This window comes from Megasphaera hexanoica, assembly GCF_043520715.1.
GTDB lineage: Bacteria > Bacillota > Negativicutes > Veillonellales > Megasphaeraceae > Megasphaera > Megasphaera hexanoica.
In genome coordinates this window covers 765,050-780,197 of the sequence record NZ_CP171361.1, presented here as the reverse complement: position 1 = coordinate 780,197, position 15,148 = coordinate 765,050, and the positions used below count along the sequence as shown (strand labels likewise).

The 15,148-nt window shown below is 50.1% G+C and carries 15 protein-coding genes; 2 read left to right on the top strand and 13 right to left on the bottom strand.

Annotated features, from left to right (window positions below; genetic code table 11):
• Positions 1-10: 10 nt before the first annotated feature.
• From ACGTIC_RS03645 to ppsA, 3 genes are all read right to left on the bottom strand, one after another.
• Positions 11-832: a pyruvate, water dikinase regulatory protein gene (locus ACGTIC_RS03645; RefSeq protein ID WP_113855401.1), complete on the bottom strand. Its 822-nt coding sequence runs from the start codon at positions 830-832 to the stop codon at positions 11-13.
• Entirely contained in the window at positions 833-1,474 is a 642-nt protein-coding gene (locus tag ACGTIC_RS03640) for a helix-turn-helix transcriptional regulator (protein ID WP_059076655.1), read from the bottom strand. It abuts the gene before it with no gap.
• 157 nt (positions 1,475-1,631) lie between these two features.
• A complete protein-coding gene (gene ppsA, locus ACGTIC_RS03635; protein WP_113855400.1) occupies positions 1,632-4,034 on the bottom strand; it encodes a phosphoenolpyruvate synthase in 2,403 nt (800 codons plus the stop codon).
• Positions 4,035-4,411: 377 nt separating this feature from the next.
• Here ppsA and ACGTIC_RS03630 point away from each other — a divergent pair, with 377 nt between their 5' ends.
• Both ACGTIC_RS03630 and ACGTIC_RS03625 read left to right on the top strand, forming a co-directional pair.
• Positions 4,412-6,427, top strand: a complete 2,016-nt coding sequence (locus ACGTIC_RS03630) for a transglycosylase domain-containing protein (protein ID WP_075581950.1) — start codon at positions 4,412-4,414, stop codon at positions 6,425-6,427.
• A gap of 217 nt (positions 6,428-6,644) precedes the next feature.
• Positions 6,645-7,742 (top strand): metallophosphoesterase, encoded by a 1,098-nt coding sequence (locus tag ACGTIC_RS03625; RefSeq protein ID WP_113855399.1) that lies wholly within the window; start codon positions 6,645-6,647, stop codon positions 7,740-7,742.
• 67 nt (positions 7,743-7,809) lie between these two features.
• Here the strand turns inward: ACGTIC_RS03625 and ilvD are convergent, their stop codons facing one another.
• The 10 genes from ilvD to ACGTIC_RS03575 all read right to left on the bottom strand — a co-directional run bounded on the left by ilvD (position 7,810) and on the right by ACGTIC_RS03575 (position 15,143).
• Positions 7,810-9,534 carry a dihydroxy-acid dehydratase gene (gene ilvD, locus ACGTIC_RS03620; RefSeq protein WP_113855398.1) on the bottom strand — a complete coding sequence of 575 codons (1,725 nt, stop codon included), beginning with the start codon at positions 9,532-9,534 and terminating at the stop codon, positions 7,810-7,812.
• A gap of 224 nt (positions 9,535-9,758) precedes the next feature.
• Positions 9,759-11,264, bottom strand: coding sequence for an IMP dehydrogenase (locus ACGTIC_RS03615; RefSeq protein ID WP_059076649.1), 1,506 nt, complete (start codon positions 11,262-11,264; stop codon positions 9,759-9,761).
• Positions 11,265-11,402: 138 nt separating this feature from the next.
• On the bottom strand, positions 11,403-11,690 hold the full coding sequence (locus ACGTIC_RS03610) for a hypothetical protein (protein WP_075581944.1): 288 nt from the start codon (positions 11,688-11,690) through the stop codon (positions 11,403-11,405).
• Between the two features lie 108 nt (positions 11,691-11,798).
• Positions 11,799-12,242: a sigma factor-like helix-turn-helix DNA-binding protein gene (locus ACGTIC_RS03605; protein ID WP_113855397.1), complete on the bottom strand. Its 444-nt coding sequence runs from the start codon at positions 12,240-12,242 to the stop codon at positions 11,799-11,801.
• Between the two features lie 173 nt (positions 12,243-12,415).
• The gene (locus tag ACGTIC_RS03600) at positions 12,416-13,264 is read right to left on the bottom strand and encodes a hypothetical protein (protein ID WP_113855396.1); all 849 of its coding nucleotides are present in this window, start codon (positions 13,262-13,264) and stop codon (positions 12,416-12,418) included.
• A gap of 14 nt (positions 13,265-13,278) precedes the next feature.
• Positions 13,279-13,752, bottom strand: a complete 474-nt coding sequence (locus ACGTIC_RS03595) for a hypothetical protein (protein WP_113855395.1) — start codon at positions 13,750-13,752, stop codon at positions 13,279-13,281.
• Positions 13,753-13,994: 242 nt separating this feature from the next.
• A complete protein-coding gene (locus ACGTIC_RS03590; RefSeq protein WP_162816216.1) occupies positions 13,995-14,171 on the bottom strand; it encodes a hypothetical protein in 177 nt (58 codons plus the stop codon).
• The gene (locus ACGTIC_RS03585; RefSeq protein ID WP_257536666.1) at positions 14,171-14,605 is read right to left on the bottom strand and encodes a terminase small subunit; all 435 of its coding nucleotides are present in this window, start codon (positions 14,603-14,605) and stop codon (positions 14,171-14,173) included. The genes ACGTIC_RS03590 and ACGTIC_RS03585 overlap by 1 nt, the downstream gene beginning before the upstream one ends.
• Before the next feature lie 156 nt (positions 14,606-14,761).
• Positions 14,762-14,947 carry a hypothetical protein gene (locus ACGTIC_RS03580; protein WP_113855393.1) on the bottom strand — a complete coding sequence of 62 codons (186 nt, stop codon included), beginning with the start codon at positions 14,945-14,947 and terminating at the stop codon, positions 14,762-14,764.
• 19 nt (positions 14,948-14,966) lie between these two features.
• Positions 14,967-15,143, bottom strand: coding sequence for a hypothetical protein (locus ACGTIC_RS03575; protein WP_162816215.1), 177 nt, complete (start codon positions 15,141-15,143; stop codon positions 14,967-14,969).
• Positions 15,144-15,148 lie beyond the last annotated feature (5 nt).

The window sequence follows — 15,148 nt, the reverse complement described above, 5'->3', positions numbered from 1 at the left end:
TTACTATACATTACTCATCGTACAGTTCACGATTGCGTTTGACAATATCCATCACGAGGTTTGCCGTTTCTTCAATAGCTTTGGATGACACATCGATGACCGGGCAATGAAGACGGCGCATGACGCCGCGGGCATAGGTCAGTTCTTCATTGATGCGGTCGATATTGGCATAACTGGCATTGGAATCCAGCCCCATACTGCGGAGCCGTTCGCTACGGATAAAGTTCAGTTTAAAGGGGTCGATGATGAGACCTACGATTTTCCGGGCCGGAATCTGGAACAATTCCGGCGGCAGGGCCACTTCCGGTACCAGCGGCAGATTGGCCGCCTTGATGCGCTTGTGGGCCAGGTACATGGAAAGAGGCGTCTTGGACGTGCGGGACACGCCGACGATGACGATATCGGCCTTCAAAAAGCCAATAGGATTCTTGCCGTCATCGTACTTGACGGCGAATTCGATGGCTTCGACCCGTTTGAAATACTCTTCATCGAGGCGGTGGATCATGCCGGCCTTCATGGTCGGTTCGGTCGTCGCGATATTTCCGATGCCATCCATCATCGGTCCGATGATATCGACGACCGTCACATCCGAATTTTTAGTCAGCGTCTTGAGCTTGCGCCGCAGGACCGGTGAAATAATCGTATAACAGATCATGGCGTGATTTGCTTCCGCCTTTTTTACAATATCTTCAATCTGCTGTTCCGAACGGATATAGGGAACGCGGATGATGTTAAATTCTTCCTGATTATACTGGCTGGCAGCGGCACGGGCTACGCGTTCCGCCGTTTCTCCCAGTGAATCCGAGCAGGCATAGACAATCGGTCTGGCCACTTATGATCTCCTCCCCAAGCCACATTCTACAAAGAGACGGGTAATATTAGTTTTCGAAATACGTCCGACAATCTGGAGTTCTTTCCGGTCTTCTTCATCGCGGTCCAGGACATGGACGACGGGCAGACAGTCCACTTCATATTCCATGAGCCGCTGTGCCGCTACCAGAGCCTGCTCCTGCGGTTCCACGTAAATGAGCTTGCTCGACGGCGTCATGACCATGCGCACCGGCAGGGCTTTCAGGTCATTATTGCCCAGCGCCGTTTTCAGAAGGTCTTTCCGTGAGACGACACCTGCCAGAATATTGTCCGTCCCTACAAACACCGTCCCCACGTCTTCCGTGAACATGGCAATGACCGCATCATAGGCGCTCGTATGCTCGCCCACGATCACTGGCTGGGACAGACAGGACTCGACGCGGATATTGGTAATAATCCGTGCCAGCAGATCCTTTTCCTTATTGCCCGTAAAAAAGTAACCCAGTTTCGGACGCGCATCAATCAATCCCAACATAGTAAGTATTGCCAGGTCCGATCGCAGTGCCGCCCGCGTCACGTGGAGCTGTGCGGCAATATGCTGGCCCGTAATCGGGCTCTGTTCTTTTACGATATTTAAAATAGTTTCCTGGCGTTCCGATAACATGTCCTCTCTTCACCTCCTGCTCCATGGCAGTCTATAAGTATACACCAATAATTATATACTATCTGTATAGGATATACAATAGGAACAAATAGAAAATATAAAAAGGCGGCCCTTATGAGTAGTTTACACTTTTAGGGCCGCCCCGGTCAGGAACGTATTACCATGTATAATCTTCTGTATCAGCACGGCCCTTGCCAGTCAGGGAATCCATGAGGATCCGCTGTTCGATCTGGGCCACATTCTTTTTCGTCGCAATGACAGCATCGGGGTTGACCGATACAGAATCGATGCCGCTCTTGACGAGGAATTCCGTGAAATCAGGATATACGCTCGGTGCCTGGCCGCAGATAGAAACGGTCTTGCCGTCTTTATGAGCGACACTGATGAGATGGCGGATAGCCCGTTTGACAGCCAGATTGCGTTCATCGAAGAGAGGCGCAACGGTGTCATTGTCGCGGTCGCAGCCCATGATCAGCATGGTCAGGTCGTTGGACCCGATGGAATAGCCATCGACGAACTTATTGAACTGGTCGGCGAGGATGATGTTGGACGGGATTTCTGCCATGAGCCATACCTTGAAGTCCGGTCCACGGTGCAGGCCTTCCTGAGCCATGAGGTTGACGATTTTTTCCATTTCATCGACACGGCGGCAGAAGGGAATCATGACATTGAGATTCTTGAAGCCGAATTCTTCACGGACTTTGCGTACAGCCTTGATTTCCAGCTTGAAGGCTTCAATGTATTTCGGGTCGTAGTAGCGGGACGCACCGCGCCAGCCGAGGAGGGCGCTGCTTTCCTGCGGTTCGTATTTATCGCCGCCTTTAAGATTGCGGTATTCGCTCGATTTGAAATCGCTGAAGCGCAGCGTAACCGGCCGCGGAGCCAGGGCCTGGCAGACTTTGCGCATGCCGTCGGCCAGCTGGTCAACAACGCGTTCGGGATGACCGATTTCAATGAGGTATAAGGGGTGTTCGTGGATGAAGGTCGTCCAGATGAATTCTTCCCGCATGAGACCGATGCCGTCGCAGGGGAGAACGCCGTATTTTTCAGCCAGATCGGGGTTACCCAGATTCATATAAATCTTCGTTCCCGTGATCGGAGCCGTTTCAGCAACGACCGTAGCAGCCGTGGCAGCCGGTGCAGCAGCAGCCGGTTTGACGATGTCTTCTACGATGCCTTCATAGACGATACCATTCGTCGCATCGACGGTGATATCCTGTCCGTCCTGAATGGTCGTCGTAGCTTCCTGACTGCGGCTCTTGGTGCCGACGATGCAGGGGATGCCCAGTTCGCGGCTGACGATAGAAGCATGGCAGGTCATGCCGCCGGCATCAGTGACGATGGCCTTGGCTTTCTTCATGGCCGGTACCCAGTCGGGAGCCGTCATGGTCGTGACCAGGATTTCTCCATCTTTGAATTCTTCGATTTTGGACGGATCGAGGATGACATGGGCTTTGCCTGCGGCATGGCCCGGGCTGGCCGGAAGGCCTTTTACAATGGTAACTCTGTCTTTCGTCATAGCTGCACTGACACCGCTTTCTGCACTGGCTGGTTTCTTTTCTTTATTCTTCTTGGACCATACGGTTTCCGGACGGGCCTGGAGGAGCCAGATCTTGTTAGTCCGTTCATCGACGCCCCATTCCATATCCATATAGCATCCGTAATGTTTTTCAATGGCTTTGGCATAACCGGCCAGTTCTTTGACCTGATCGTCCGTAATAGCCGGCTGTTTCTGCTGATCTTCCGGTACGGCCTGTTCTTCCACATCGCCTGTATCCTTGCGGACCAGTTTGATCGGTTTCGTATTGATCATCTTGGAAATGATGGCCAGGTCGTCTTTGCGTACGCGGAAATTATCGGGCGTAACCGTACCCTGTACGACGTATTCGCCCAGGCCCCAGGCTCCTTCGATGGTGATGGTCGAATCATCACCGGTCACCAGATCGACTGTGAACATGACGCCGGCCGCCTTGGAGAATACCATCATCTGTACGGCAGCACTCAGGGCGACGGAAAGGTGGTCAAATCCCTGTTTCGTACGATAGTAAGTAGCACGGTCCGTAAAGGTAGAAGCATAGCATTCTTTAACTTTCTGGATGACCATATCGGCACCCTTTACGTTGAGGTAGGTATCCTGCTGGCCGGCAAAGCTGGCATCGGGCAGATCTTCTGCCGTAGCGCTGGAACGGACGGCTACGAAGGGATCGGTTTCGCCCATTTTGCGGCCCAGTTCTTCATAGCTGCTACGGATGGAATCGGCCAGGTCTTGCGGCATATCGGCATCGCAGATGGCTTTGCGGATAGAAGCAGTGACATCGCGGAGCTGTACCGGATCTTCTACGTCCGTCAGGCCTTTGAGCAGTTCCTTAATCGTCACGTCCAGACCCGTAGCATGCATGAAATGACGGTATCCTTCTGCCGTCGTCGCAAATCCATAGGGTACGGGGACCTTGGTCTGGGAAGTCAGTTCGCCCAAAGACGACGACTTGCCGCCGACCAGTGCCACATCGGCACGGCGCAATTCATCAAACCATAATACAAATGCTTTATCTCTGTCCATGTTCCTACCTCCTGAAGCGTGCAAATCATATATGCTAATTTTTAGTGATTTCTCATTTATAGTACATTATTTACTTGTGAATGTCAACAGATTTATGGTATTTAGTATATTTTTTGATATATAAGATATTCTACTTATCATTGTTCTCCTGGAATAATACAATAATGCACCGTATATCGTTTATCCTGCTTCAGTTGTGTACACTCTATGTACACAGGCCGCCTTCCGCCCCCGTATCCCCCGGAGCCGCCAAAAATGCCCCCCTTTCCTCTATTCATACCGGACAGAGGTGTGTTATAATTAGAAATTAGTAAAGTCCTATATATAATAGATGTTTATAATAACAAATTCATCACAAAAGGAGTCACAGGAGAAATATGTATACACCCAGACGCCGGGCGAAACACGCCAAAAAGAAAGGACCACTGCACAGTCTGCGCGTGCTCATTGTCTTTCTTTTCGTCGTCGCAGCCGGACTCGGTTTTGGCTATATTTTTGCCGCTTACCAGAGTCTGCCGCCCGTAAGCAACAACATGCGGCCAGCCGTTTCATCCCAGGTATTCGACAGTCACGGACGGCTGATCACGACTCTTCATTCCGACCAGAACCGCCTTCCCATCGATATTAACAAAGTGCCGGCCAACCTGCAGAACGCCTTCATCGCCGCCGAAGATAACCGTTTCTATGAACATATCGGCATCGACCCCATCGGCATTCTCCGCGCCATCGTCACCAACCTGACGAACCGCGGCATCGCCCAGGGCGGCAGTACGATTACACAGCAGCTGGCAAAAAACGCCTTCCTCTCCCAGGAACAGACGCTGAAACGTAAAGTACAGGAAGCCATGCTGGCCCTGGAAATCGAGCACAAGTACTCGAAGAAAGAAATCCTGGAAATGTACATGAACCAGATTTATTTCGGCCAGGGCGCCTACGGCATCCAGACGGCGGCCAAGACCTACTTCGACCGCGATGTCAACGACCTGACACTGGCCCAGTGCGCCATGCTGGCAGGCCTGCCCAAGAGTCCGAATTACTACTCGCCCTTCAATAATCTGGAAGAAGCCAAATCCCGTAAAAACGTCGTCCTCGACCAGATGGCAAAATACGGCTACATCACATCCGATCAGGCGGCAGAAGCCAAAAACGCCGACCTCCACCTGTCCCACAACAAGCAGACAGCGGAAAACTCCGAATCGGAATCGTTCATCGACTATGTCTCCCAGCTGGTTGCTGCCAAGTACGGCGACGATGCCCTGTACAAAGAAGGCCTCAAGATTTACACGACCCTCGATACGGAAAAACAGCATGCTGCCGTACAGGCCATGAAAAACCTGCCGGACAACTACACCGATAAAAACGGCCTGACCCAGCCCCAGGGCGCACTGGTCTCCATCGACCCCCGCAACGGCCACATCCTGGCTATGGTAGGCGGCCGCGGCCAGGACAGCTTCAACCGGGCCAGCATGGCCGTCCGCCAGCCCGGGTCGGCCTTTAAGCCTTTCGTCTATATGACTGCCCTGCAGGATGACATGACGCCCGATTCGACCATGGAAGACAAAAAAGTCACCTACGGTGGCTGGAGTCCGCAAAACGCCGAAAAATCCTATTCCGGAACGATGACCCTCCGTCAGGCCTTGGCCCATTCGGTCAATACCATCGCCGTCCAGCTGGCCGACAAGGTAGGCACATCCAAAATCATCAACAATGCCAAGAAAATGGGCATTACGACCCTCGTCGAAAAAGGCAGTACCAATGACAACAACCTGGCCATGGCCCTCGGTGGCCTGACCCGGGGCGTCATCCCTCTGGAAATGGCCAGCGCCTACGGTACATTCGCCAATAAGGGCGTCCACGTCAAACCGGTGGCCATCACCAAGATTCTCGACCGCAACGGCAATGTCATCGAAGACAACAGCTCCGGCAAAGGAGAAGAAACGCGGGTCCTCTCCGAACGGGAAGCCTATGAAATGACCAGCATGCTCGAAGCGGTCATCGAAAGCGGTACCGGTACAGCCGCAGCCATCGGCCAGCCGGCAGCAGGCAAGACCGGGACGACCGATGACAACAAAGATGCCTGGTTCGTCGGCTACACCCCGGCCATCGTCACCGCCGTCTGGGTCGGCGACGACACGGGAGCCCACAGTCTGGGCGAAATCTACGGCGGCACCGTACCAGCCCGTATCTGGCACGACTACATGGTACAGGCTGCCAGCAGCGATTCGTCAGACTTCTCCGTACCGGCAGGCATGCAGAAAGCCAGCCGCGCCAGCGAGACAAAGAGCACGGCATCGGAAAAAAAGAGCACAAAGTCTACGACGACAAAAGAAAAATCAAAGCAGGATACGCCGCAGGGAAAACAGCAGGCGGCCCGCAACAATAAAAATCAGTAACACGAAAACACGAACCGGAGGCTGCCACAATGGACAGCCTCCGCTTGCGTTATCGATAAGTAAAGGCCGCCAGCGTTTTACAGCTGCCAGTAGCTAGCGAACAGCTGCCTTCCCGGCTTCGATGAACGAACTACAATGAACGACCAACAGCCCTTTTTATCAAACTTCAAACTATCTTTCCCGGCCTGCTATCTTTCCCACATAAAGGAGTACCCTCATGTTCAACCGCATCGTCTTTTTCTGGAAAATCGGCTGTCTCGGCGCCTTACTGGGACTGGCCAATTGGTATGTATATAAGGAGGCCCTGCCTGCAGCGGTCTCATATGCAGCCCTCATCCCCTTTCTGGTGCTTCCGTTCTGCTTTTCTCTGACCTATAATGCCATCTATTCTGTCCCCGTGTCCATCGCCAAACTGTTCTCCTGGACCGGGGGATTCTGGTTTATTTTTACCATCTATGCCACTATGGGCTCCTGCGTCTATGCTGTACTGTACCTTTTAAGCCGCCTCACGGGATATGAGCCGCTCTGGCAGGCATATCAGGACAGTCTTGCCCTCGTGCTGCTGCTTCTGGTCCTCGCCATCATGGCCCGGGGCATCTATAAAGCCGTCCACCCCGCCATCCGTCACGTCGCGATTCAGACGGAAAAGGCAGTCACGCCGGTCCGGCTGGCCTTCCTTACCGATATCCACATGGGACCCCTGCAGAGCCACTGGTACACGCGGCGCCTCGTCCGCCGCGTCATGGCGCTCCGGCCCGATGCCGTCCTCTTCGGCGGCGACCTCATCGACGCCCATCTTGCCTTTGTCCTCCGCGACGGCAGTTACCAACAGCTAAAGCAGCTCCAGGCTCCGTACGGAATCTGGGCCATCTTCGGCAATCACGACTTTTTTGACGGCGATATAGAAGAAGAGGAAACGGCTTTTTCCTTTTGTCACTTCCTGCGCCATGACCGGTCAGAACTGGCCCCGGGTATCACCCTGACCGGTCTCAACGACTACATCCATTTCCCATCAGAATCCGTGCCGGACTGCGACCAGTCACAATTCAACATCATCATGGACCACGAACCCTTGCGCATAGAAAAAGCCGGAAAAAAAGGGTATGACCTCTACCTGGGAGGTCATACCCATGGGGGACAGTTTTTCCCCGTCACCTGGATTACGGACAGGATGTACCTGCTCAACTACGGTAACCGCCGCATCGGGACCATAGACGCCATCGTCTCCAGCGGCTACGGCTCCTGGGGCTTCCCCTTCCGGACAGGCCCGTCGCCGGAGATCGTGATAATAAAAATAGAAAGTAATAAGATTTAGTTTGTAGTTTGAGGTTTGATGAAATCACACAACCTTCCATCAAAAATCCCGGCCAACGGCACTTCCCTCACACATCCAGGTAGGCGCCGGCCATGGCGGAGACGGCCAGTTTGGAGTAGAGGCGCTGGACCGGGGATTTCGGTTTGAGCTGTGGCAGTTTCCAGTTCTTTTTCCGTTCGGCAAGGATGGCCGTGATTTCTTCCGGTGTCCTGGCTTCTCCCTTGACGCCAACGATGTTCAGGCGGCGGTTGGGAATATCGATTTCGATAAGGTCATCGTTTTCAATGAGGGCAATGGGGCCGCCTTCGACGGCTTCCGGCGAGATATGGCCGATGCATGGTCCCGAGCTTGCGCCGGAGAAGCGGCCGTCTGTGATGAGGGCAACCGAGTGGTTCAGCGTCTGGTCGTAGACGATGGCATCGGTCGTCATGTGCATTTCCGGCATGCCCGAGCCTTTCGGCCCTTCATAGCGGATGACGATGATGCTGTTCTGGGGAATCTGCCGCTTGATGACAGCGTCATAGGCCGCTTCTTCCGAGTTGAAGACCAGTGCCTTTCCCGTATGATGGTGCATTTCCGGTACGGTCGCCGAGTATTTGATGACCCCGCCGTCGGGGGCGATATTGCCCTTCATGACGGCGACAGAGCCGTACATTTTCGCCTGTTCCGGCGGCGTGATGACGTCTTCCGGTTTGATGCCGAAATTGCGCAGATGGCCGTGGCAGCGGGCAAAGAAATCGTCTTCCCAGAGCTGTTCCAGATTTTCGCCCAAAGTCTTGCCCGTACAGGTCATGACATCGAGATTCAGCTGATCCCGGATCAACCATTCCACCATGGGCACGCCGCCGGCCATCCAGAACATTTCCCCTACATAGGGGCCGTTGGGCTGTACATTGACCAGATGCTTGATCTTGCGGTTCACTTCATCAAATACGTCCGGGTCGATGGTAATGCCCAGTTCGTGAGCCGCCGCCGGCAGGTGGATGAAGGCATTGGTACTGCCGCCGAGAGCGGCGTGGACTTTGATGGCATTCATGAAGGCATCTTCGGTCATGATCTTCGATGCCGTAATTCCCTGCCGCGCCAGATTCATGACGGCATCGCCGGCCGCCCGGGCATAATGCTTGATTTCGGCAAACATGGCCGGCATGAGGGCCGTTCCGGGCAGGGCCAGTCCCAGTGCTTCCGACATGCACTGCATAGTGCTGGCCGTCCCCATAAACTGACAGACGCCGCATGTCGGGCAGTTGGAAAGTTTGTAATTGCGCATTTCTTTCTGCACCGGTTCGCCCCGTTTTTCCCGCGCACAGAGCCGGCCGCACAGGCCTGCCGTTGTCATATCGGGACCGACGTGCTGGCTGCCGCCGGGAACGTGGACCGTCGGCAGATCCAGCCGGGCCGCCGCGATGAGATGGGCCGGTACAGATTTGTCACAGCTCGACAGCAGGACCAGACCGTCCCAGGGAATGACGTTGCCGTGTATTTCTACGAGATTGGCAATGATTTCCCGGCTGAGGAGGATGTAATTCATGCCGTCATGGCCTTCCGCCCAGCCATCGCAGATATCCGTCGCATGGAAACGGGCCGCCTTGCCACCGCTTTCCAGTACGCCCTGACTGACCTGTTCGGCCAGGACATCGAGATGATAACTGCCCGGGTGGCTTTCTCCCTGGACATCATCAACGAGAATCTGCAGCTTGTCCAGATCCCGTTCCGACCAGTTCATGGCCAGTTTCAATGCATCGACTTGCGGCCAGATTTTCCGCGTCGCTTTACTCCGTTGTACATCCATATGTAACACCCCTTTGTATTTGTTTGTAAATCCATACGTTTTCGTATACCCATATGGTAATTCTCACTTGCGTTTTTGTCAATTTATATGATTAATTGGTATACTAGAGTATAAGATAAGGGCTGTACTATGCTTCTATGTAAAAGGACCCGCGGACTGCACCCCTTTTCATCAAACATCAAAACAGGCCTGTCGCGGGGACAGGCCTGTTGGTATTTACATGATTATTTATCTGTCGTATTCTTTTCCTTGCGGATGACGTCGTGGGCGCCGCCTTCTACGATAGACGTTGCCGAAACGAGGGTAATCTTGGCTTTCTGCTGCAGTTCCGGAATGGTCAGGGCACCGCAGTTGCACATGGTCGATTTAATCTTGCTGGTCGTCTTTTCCACGTTTTCCTTGAGCGGACCGGCATAGGGGACGTAGGAATCGACGCCTTCTTCGAAGGACAGCTTCTTGTCACCGCCCAGGTCATACCGCTGCCAGTTGCGGGCACGGTTGGAACCTTCGCCCCAGTATTCTTTGACGTAGGTACCGCCGATCATGACTTTTTCCGTCGGGCTTTCGTCGAAGCGGGCGAAATACCGGCCAAGCATGACGAAATCAGCGCCCATGGCCAGAGCCAGTGTGATGTGGTGGTCGTATACGATGCCGCCGTCGGAGCAGACCGGAATGTATACGCCAGTCTTTTCAAAGTATTCGTCACGGGCTTTGCAGACTTCGATAAGAGCCGTAGCCTGACCGCGGCCGATACCTTTCGTTTCACGGGTAATACAGATGGAGCCGCCGCCGATCCCGACTTTGATGAAATCAGCGCCGCATTCAGCGAGGAAGTTGAAGCCATCCCGGTCTACGACATTGCCGGCCCCGACTTTGACCGAATCACCATAATGCTGGCGGATCCACTGGAGAGTCAGCTTCTGCCATTCCGAGAAGCCTTCGGAGGAATCGATGCAGAGGGCATCCGCACCGGCTGCCAGAAGGGCCGGTACCCGTTCGGCATAATCGCGGGTATTGATCCCGGCGCCGACGATATAACGTTTCTTTTCGTCGAGGAGTTCGCCCGGGTTTTCTTTATGATCGGCATAGTCCTTGCGGAATACGAAGGAATTGAGCGTTCCGTCTTCATTGACGATTGGCAGAGCATTGAGTTTCTTATCCCAGATGATGTCATTGGCTTCGCCGAGAGTAACGCCATTTTTGGCATAAATCATCTTTTCAAGGGGTGTCATGAAATCTCTGACGGGAGTAGCCGGATCCATACGGCTCACGCGGTAATCACGGCTGGTGACGATACCGACGAGCTTGCCATTGACGGTGCCATCGGAGGTAACGGCAACAGTGGAATGGCCGGTCTTTTTCTTGAGAGCTACCACATCGGCCATGGTCATGTCCGGGCTGACATTGGAATCGCTGGGTACGAAGCCCGATTTATAGGCCTTGACTTTGGCGACCATAGCCGCTTCCTGTTCGATGGTCTGGGAGCCGTAAATGAACGACACGCCGCCAGCTTTTGCCAGGGCAACGGCCAGTTTTTCACCGGAAACGGACTGCATAATAGCGGAAACCATGGGGATCGTCATTTCAATCGCGGGCTTTTCCCCTTTTTTATATTTTACGAGAGGCGTTTTGAGAGATACATTCGCCGGCATACACTCACTCGATGAATACCCGGGAATCAAAAGATATTCATTAAAAGTGTGTGACGGTTCGTTGATATAAATAGCCATGTTTATCCTCCTTATCAATACGACAACTCTAAACCGGACCCTGTATCTGCCGGTCTCTCATTCTCTTTTCCCCATATGGGATATTTATATCATTATACCCCCTGTATGGACAAAATCAAGTAGTATAATTGTACCATTTTATGCATGTTTGTTATAAGCTGACAGCAAGAGATCCCATTCTTTCTGGCAGCGCCGATGGCCTTTCTTCATCATACCTTCCGCCCTGACGGGCACCTTCCCTTCACAGGGACGGCAAAGAATCTCTGTCCGCAGAGCCGGCTGCTGGCCGCCAGCTGCCGACGGCTGGCCTTTCCTGCCGTAAAGTGCGCAAAAAGGGTACAAAAAAAGAGCAATGGGAAACATTCTTTCGTTATCAAAATCGCCCACAATCCGCATGATTAAGCGATTATAAACGTTAGGAAACATTTCTCATTGCTCCCACAAATCAATGGCGGAAAGGGTAGTACAACCGCTTGATTGTGCATATTGAACGTACATAATTAGACAATTACGCAAAAATTACGCACCTCTATATTATCCCTGCTGAAATACCTGGTCAATATTGGCCGGGTATTTCTTTTCTAACATGGCAATAGCATCACGTCTAATCTTAAATATATTCCCTGTCGTGTAAACAAGTTTTTCCGCGACTTCTTCAGCCGTCAGCCCGTCTATATATAGCATGTATAAAACGTTACGCTGTTTATCTGGCAGTGTATCTAATATACGTGCAAAACTGCTTTCCAATTCCTTATACTCATTTATTTTTGACTGCCAGTCTAGAATACATGATTGATAATACGCCTCTATTTTATTTCTCAATTCTAAAGGGTATATGCTTTTCAGTTTATCCGTACATTCTTCATGATATTGTTTCTCTTGAATAAATAACATAGCCTTAAATATAGTACTGCGGCATTTCTTTGTATCGTCTAATTGCTGTATCATACACATAATATTCTGCTCATTTGCTGGCATTAGATCCGCACTCCTTTACACCATATTATTATGCTATTGTCCATATTCGTTATATATCGTATCTTTTACTGCTATTCAAAAACCGTCCTCTTTACACATATTTATTGTATTATAGAAAAAGCGGCTGATTTGCATGGATCAGTCGCTTTTTCCCGTATTAAATTATATGCCGCTTATGCAGACGGCTTGTTTTCCTGGTAATAGATAGCTGCCTTTTTATTATCGAGAACAAAAGCGTCATAGCAATAACGCCCCTCTACCAGATAACCAGAAATGCCAGGCGGATTATCATGTACCTTACATTCTGCCAATTTTTCGGCCTTTACCGTTGCCACTGGATGACATACAGCAAAGCCAAAATTATCCGGCAGGTGAGAAGCCGGAACTTTGATTACGTTGGCACCATCTAAATTTGAAATAACGCCTTTAATACGCATATCCTGCCCGATATCTGTATTCATGACAATGCTGCTATTTTTCTTCATCAGCTGGTATGTATCGGGAGTAACAATAATCACACGGCCATTTGTTGGCACCTCTGCATTATCTAACGCATTGTTAGCCTTTAATATTTCATCAAAAATATTATCTGCCGTCAGTGTAATTGCAGTCGGCTTTTCGCCTGCTCCTGCAATGATTTTACCATAAACATATTTATCAATTTCGGGGATAACAACTTCCCTGTTTTGGCGTGCTAATGCCGTAAGAGCGTTTAAATTATCGCCCGTTTCCATTACATCCAGTTTATCCAGGACAAACGTAAACGACCGATCCCGTGAAAGCGTCATGACTTCTGTTACAGCATCAAGCGGCTTTATTACGCCGTATCTGCTCCACTGCGTTGCCGTCTTTTCGCCTGCGCGGTCGTAATCATTCATAGCACTAGTGCTTATTTTATATACTTTGATTGTGTCTACCCCGTCCCACTGGAAATCATTATTCGTGACAAGACCCGTCTGGGATTCTGAAGTAAACTGTTCATCTACATATTTAGCATATAATGCCGCTAAATCAATAGCCATTTATATCATTCCTTTCATTTCAAAGGGATATGCATAGCCGCGCGTATTGCATTGGCATCATCGGCTTCACGGTTTCTTATATTTAAACCGCCAAGCACTCCAGAACCTGGGATAGACATATTTTTTACAAATTGCGGGCGATCATGTAACCAGGCTGAAACGCCATCGTCTATAGATATTTCCGTTTGGTTCGCTCCATCCATAACAAGTGAACCGTCATCCTTTACATGTACTTTCCCAGTAATAAGATCCGCTAAATCTGGACTGATTGCATGATATTTATTTAATGCCGCAACGACCTGCGTTTTTATTTTGTCGGCAGTAGTTCTTTTCCGTTCTGCTTCTACGGTTTCTTTATACTGTTCGAATTTGCCGCGCCATTCGTCCTCTTTTGCCTGGATCATATTTTCATGCTTTGCGCGTTCTTGTGCTAATCTTCCCTTTACAATATTATCGACTTCTTCTTGTGTAAATGTTCTATCACTCATTCTTTTTCTCTCCTTTACGCATTGGATTGCTACTCCGTATTTTCATACGTATAAACACAAGCTGAACAACAAAAAAAGCACGGGTAAACGCTGCAATAACGTTTTTCCCGTGCAAAATGGAAGCCGGTTTTGCTTACAATGTTCAAAGTGAACCGGGAAATCAGTAGGAAAAACGGCCCTTTAAACATTGCGGTACTCGTGCAAAATTCATTGCTATTTGTATTATACCATACTCACAAGATTTATACTAATTTTTTGCCTGGATCAGTAATCGTAAAATAACAATGCTTTCGTTGCCCTGTCTTTTTCGGCTCTTTGAACCGCTTCTTTTTATCTGGGAAACGTAAATCTAGCATTTCTAGGACATCCATAGCAGCATCTTTTTCTTCTTCTGTCTCAAAACTTATATGGATCTTCATTAGATCATCTCCTTTTCATCACATGATTTTATCCGTTCAAGAATTGCCTTTTGCATTTTAGGCTTCTGCAATAGTTCATGGCCGTACTGTTTAGCGTATCTTCTTTTATACCCGGCTTTTATGGCGGCCTTTTTCGCATCTGCATATATCAGCCAGTAGTCTACAAAAGCACGTTCCCTATTATTCAGCATCGTACTATAAACTGATATGCCTTTCGTGAAGCTATTCCAGTACTCTAAATAATACGCCCCTATATACGCGGCTACATTGATACTTTTCAGCACTTGCGCCGCCGCCTGGCTTGCATACCTGGGACAATATCCGGCATTATAGGCGGCCTGCGTTGCCGTCTGTCTCATTACCAGGTAATTAAACAGAAAGGCTTCTTGTCTCCCTGTCAGCGTCCGTTTTCTTCTGGCTCCTCTTTTGAACATTCTGTTAGAGTATAGTTTTTCTATATATTTTATTCTCATCGTACGTTTTATTATTTTCTGGTGGTAAAGCAGAAATACAGCCCCTGTGTGGATTTTTTTTTATGATAGGCCAGACAAGCACTGGTAATACTTGCCCGGCCTTTTTTTTGCTATATGCTATTTGTGCATATCAATTATCTGTATTGCCTGTTTCGCGCCGCGATTATATCCGGCATCATAACTTTTCATCATTAATGATAAGATGAATTTGATTCTATCCTGCTTTGTATCAAATTTTTCCTCGTCAATGTCGGCTATTGCTTTTACGATAATATTTTTAATGACATCATATCTTGTTTCCATTATTTTCCCTCCTAAATAATTACAATGGCGTTTTATATGTGTAACGTCCTTCCTTCCGTATGCGTTCTATCTTTCGGCGTTCTGCCCGGTTGACTGGATACCCTTTCATTAACAAGGACTTTTTATTGATACCAGCTAGACCGATATTTAAACATTCATTTGATATCCCTTTATTTTTAATCATTCTTCTAGCCATTTTTA